The sequence below is a fragment of the Gluconacetobacter aggeris genome (assembly GCF_014174395.1).
Lineage (GTDB): Bacteria > Pseudomonadota > Alphaproteobacteria > Acetobacterales > Acetobacteraceae > Gluconacetobacter > Gluconacetobacter aggeris.
Genome location: NZ_JABEQD010000033.1, coordinates 1 through 2,742, shown reverse-complemented (window position 1 = coordinate 2,742; position 2,742 = coordinate 1). Strand labels below are relative to the sequence as shown.

The following is a 2,742-nucleotide window of genomic DNA, read 5'->3' as shown; positions in this document are numbered from 1 at the left end:
GACAGCATCTCCTCAATCGCCGCAACGCGCCGATCTATCTCGCTCCCGACCCACTCCATGGCCATCGCATAATCGCTGGGCCTGAGCGGGTCATCCAGCAGTGCCGCCCGGCTGGCGCCGATCATCAGCACCGACAGCACGGAAAGGTCGCGCGTCTGCTGGGTGATTGCAGCAATACGATCAGGCGTCGCCACGGGCGAGGCTTTCCGTCTCATGTCACCGGCCTCCGATCTTCCAATTGGACGCGATAGGCCGGCCGCCCCAGCACCTCCTGCCAGTAACGAGAGCAGGTGACGTGCGGCAGGCCGAGCTTCGCGCCGATTTCCTTCCAGGTGCGCCCGGCCTCGCGCAGCCGGACCAGTTCCCTGACCCGCGCCTCGGGCCAGACTTTGCGGGGGCGGCCCATCAGGCCGTCCTCTCATCGCGGAGCAGCATGGCTTCGAGGATCTCCAGCCGCTCGAGTTGGCGCTTGGCGAGCCACTTGATGGCTTCCGGCTCACTGTCCTCGGGCTGCAAGTCCCCACAGTTCAGCATCACCATCAGTTCGGAGATGCGTCGAGCATCCTGCGCCAGGATGACCTTGTCGCGCACGGCGTCGAGGATATCCCTCTCTTGTTCCGTGACCTTTCGGTCATGCACCCGATTGAGGATGAAGGCGCGCATTCCCTCATTCATAGCGCGCCCTCCCGCCGTGCCAGGCGCAACGTGAACTGGCTGAGCGCGCCGGCCGAGCGCATCGCCCAGCAGGACACAGGCAGTAGGACGAACAGCGCCGCCTGTCTCGGGATGGAACGGATCATCGTGCGATCCTCCCGCCACCCAGGACCGCCAGCACGTCGCGAGCCAGGCGCTCCCCCTCGGCAGAATCCATCCCGTCAGGATCAGACACAGCCAGACGGGCGCGCGCGATCAGGTCGTGCTGGGAACGGGCTGGCCCCGCCCAGGCAGCATCCCATGCGCGGCTCCACCTGCGCGTTACTGTAGCCAACACTTCCTCTTCTGATGGCGTGTTCATGCGGTTGGAACGAATGGCGCGCGAGATGCGCCGGTTACCGTTCATCGCGGCCTGCACAGCGGATTGAATGCTCATGCTGCGGTTCCCTTCTGCCGGGCGATCTCGGCCAGCGGGGCGACGATGGCGCCCTTGACGGAATCCCGCAGCCACTGGAGCGCGTGGGCCCATTCCATCACCGTGTCGCTGCTGACATCCCCTTCGGTGTCGACCACCTGCCCCAGCAGCAGGGTCAGGCCGGACACGGCAAGCTCAACATCGCCCAAGGCGCCCTTGGTGGCGCTGATGAGGCGATCGTGGTCGGGCGTCCTGGTTCTGCTCATGAGCGCCCCTCCAGTTCCTCGATGCCGGTGGTGATTTCATCCGACAGCCGGGAGAGTTCTTCCCCAGCCCACTGGATGGCATGGCCATAGAGCCCCATGCGCTCCACGGTCGGTTCGAAGCATGTTTGAGCAGCGGCGTTTCCCGCCCAGATCAGCAGGGTCGCGATGTTCTGGGCCTTGAAGCCGGCCGCCGCGATGCGGTCCATGCGTTCCTGGCTCATCGGCCGCCCTCCGCCATCACCAGCGGCGCATGAGAGGGCCGAACCGTGTGGCCGGTCAGCGTTTCCGGCTGGGCGAAACCTGCTAGGGCGACAAAAAAAAGGAATGCCATCGCAACCGATGCCCCGGTGGCGCGTACGAGTGTCCATGCCCACGATCGTGGGTGCGTGCTATAGGCACGATCAGCCATTGCCCTGCTCCTGCTGCGAGCGGTTGTGGTCAGGCCGAGCCTGCGACTGGTACTCGCGGGCTCGGCCATTATAATTGCGTTGCACGCTATCAAACGATAACGTGGTGCCAATCTAATCGCATCCGTGAAGAGCGTGTCAAGGTGATTGTATGATAACAGGGACACAACTAAGGATGGCCCGAGCGGCTCTGAAGATCGGAGTACGAGATATCGCCACACTGGCAAAAGTCTCTCCGGCTACGGTGACCCGCGTGGAAAGTGATGCGCCAGCAAATCAGTCCACGCTTCTGGCGCTCCAATCCGCCTATGAAGCGAAGGGGGTTCAATTCCTTGGTAATTCATGGGTTTCCGTTCCCCTCGGCGGTCCCGGAACGATGCCCAAGGATGACGAAATGCGGATCTTGCGGGAGCTTTGCGGAGACGACGCCGATCTCAAGCGGGCTATTCGACGATATAGAGGATTGGCGCATCTCCGCTCGGAAGATGCAGAAGAAATTATATCCGAAAAAATCGATTAAAGTGGAAACCCAGCCATCCGCACCGCCCTGGAGATCCCCGGGGAGGAGTTCATCGCGGAGAATGGGGGTGGGGCTGGGGTGAGGCTGAGGAGATCCACCGATGCGTAGAGATATGGAATTAGTCAGATCGCTTTTGTTGAGGCTGGAAGAAGTAAATATTCCCCCTGGGGCTAATATTACTTTTTACGGTTATGAAGATGAAATAGCGGTAGATGGTTATGAACCAGACGTCATAGCACTCCATCTCTTTATGCTACTGGATGGCGGACTGCTCAAAGGCAAAAACATGGGACAAGGGGTTATGATGACCGACCTATCATGGGCCGGTCACGAGTTCCTTGACAGCGTAAGAGACGGCGAGGTGTGGAGGCGCACAAAAGACGGTGCCACTCGAGCTGGAGGCTTTACAATCGGGCTATTGGGGGATCTGGCAAAGGCCATCCTCAAAGGCGAGATCGTCAAGCACACAGGGTTGCCATT

9 protein-coding genes and 1 pseudogene are annotated in these 2,742 nt (G+C 61.1%); 3 read left to right on the top strand and 7 right to left on the bottom strand.

The features are described 5' to 3' along the window. The 7 genes from HLH36_RS19335 to HLH36_RS19310 form a co-directional block, all read right to left on the bottom strand. The coding region (locus tag HLH36_RS19335; RefSeq protein WP_220792932.1) for a hypothetical protein at nucleotides 1–194 on the bottom strand (194 nt) is incomplete at its 3' end. Nucleotides 195–211: 17 nt separating this feature from the next. Further along, complete coding sequence (locus tag HLH36_RS19330; protein ID WP_182987905.1) at nucleotides 212–406, bottom strand: hypothetical protein; 195 nt, start codon at nucleotides 404–406, stop codon at nucleotides 212–214. Further along, nucleotides 406–675, bottom strand: coding sequence for a hypothetical protein (locus HLH36_RS19325; RefSeq protein WP_182987904.1), 270 nt, complete (start codon nucleotides 673–675; stop codon nucleotides 406–408). The genes HLH36_RS19330 and HLH36_RS19325 overlap by 1 nt, the downstream gene beginning before the upstream one ends. Next, nucleotides 672–800: a hypothetical protein gene (locus HLH36_RS20150; protein ID WP_275943862.1), complete on the bottom strand. Its 129-nt coding sequence runs from the start codon at nucleotides 798–800 to the stop codon at nucleotides 672–674. The genes HLH36_RS19325 and HLH36_RS20150 overlap by 4 nt, the downstream gene beginning before the upstream one ends. Then, nucleotides 797–1,090, bottom strand: a complete 294-nt coding sequence (locus tag HLH36_RS19320; RefSeq protein WP_182987903.1) for a hypothetical protein — start codon at nucleotides 1,088–1,090, stop codon at nucleotides 797–799. The genes HLH36_RS20150 and HLH36_RS19320 overlap by 4 nt, the downstream gene beginning before the upstream one ends. Then, complete coding sequence (locus tag HLH36_RS19315; RefSeq protein ID WP_182987902.1) at nucleotides 1,087–1,335, bottom strand: hypothetical protein; 249 nt, start codon at nucleotides 1,333–1,335, stop codon at nucleotides 1,087–1,089. The genes HLH36_RS19320 and HLH36_RS19315 overlap by 4 nt, the downstream gene beginning before the upstream one ends. Continuing rightward, entirely contained in the window at nucleotides 1,332–1,556 is a 225-nt protein-coding gene (locus HLH36_RS19310; RefSeq protein WP_182987901.1) for a hypothetical protein, read from the bottom strand. The genes HLH36_RS19315 and HLH36_RS19310 overlap by 4 nt, the downstream gene beginning before the upstream one ends. Nucleotides 1,557–1,917: 361 nt before the next feature. Here HLH36_RS19310 and HLH36_RS19630 point away from each other — a divergent pair, with 361 nt between their 5' ends. From HLH36_RS19630 to HLH36_RS19300, 3 genes and pseudogenes are all read left to right on the top strand, one after another. Then, nucleotides 1,918–2,262, top strand: coding sequence for a hypothetical protein (locus HLH36_RS19630; protein WP_220792931.1), 345 nt, complete (start codon nucleotides 1,918–1,920; stop codon nucleotides 2,260–2,262). Between the two features lie 12 nt (nucleotides 2,263–2,274). Next, nucleotides 2,275–2,370: pseudogene (locus HLH36_RS20220) on the top strand (XRE family transcriptional regulator); the annotation flags it as partial. Continuing rightward, nucleotides 2,363–2,742: DUF2513 domain-containing protein (locus HLH36_RS19300; RefSeq protein WP_182987900.1), on the top strand; the 380-nt coding region annotated here is incomplete at its 3' end. The pseudogene HLH36_RS20220 and the gene HLH36_RS19300, both read left to right, overlap by 8 nt.

Excerpts from the sequence above, each read along its gene's own strand:
- HLH36_RS20150 (WP_275943862.1), bottom strand. The coding sequence starts at position 800 with ATGATCCGTTCCATCCCGAGACAGGCGGCGCTGTTCGTCCTACTGCCT.
- HLH36_RS19310 (WP_182987901.1), bottom strand. The coding sequence starts at position 1,556 with ATGAGCCAGGAACGCATGGACCGCATCGCGGCGGCCGGCTTCAAGGCC.
- HLH36_RS19325 (WP_182987904.1), bottom strand. The coding sequence starts at position 675 with ATGAATGAGGGAATGCGCGCCTTCATCCTCAATCGGGTGCATGACCGA.
- HLH36_RS19630 (WP_220792931.1), top strand. The coding sequence starts at position 1,918 with ATGGCCCGAGCGGCTCTGAAGATCGGAGTACGAGATATCGCCACACTG.
- HLH36_RS19315 (WP_182987902.1), bottom strand. The coding sequence starts at position 1,335 with ATGAGCAGAACCAGGACGCCCGACCACGATCGCCTCATCAGCGCCACC.
- HLH36_RS19320 (WP_182987903.1), bottom strand. The coding sequence starts at position 1,090 with ATGAGCATTCAATCCGCTGTGCAGGCCGCGATGAACGGTAACCGGCGC.
- HLH36_RS19330 (WP_182987905.1), bottom strand. The coding sequence starts at position 406 with ATGGGCCGCCCCCGCAAAGTCTGGCCCGAGGCGCGGGTCAGGGAACTG.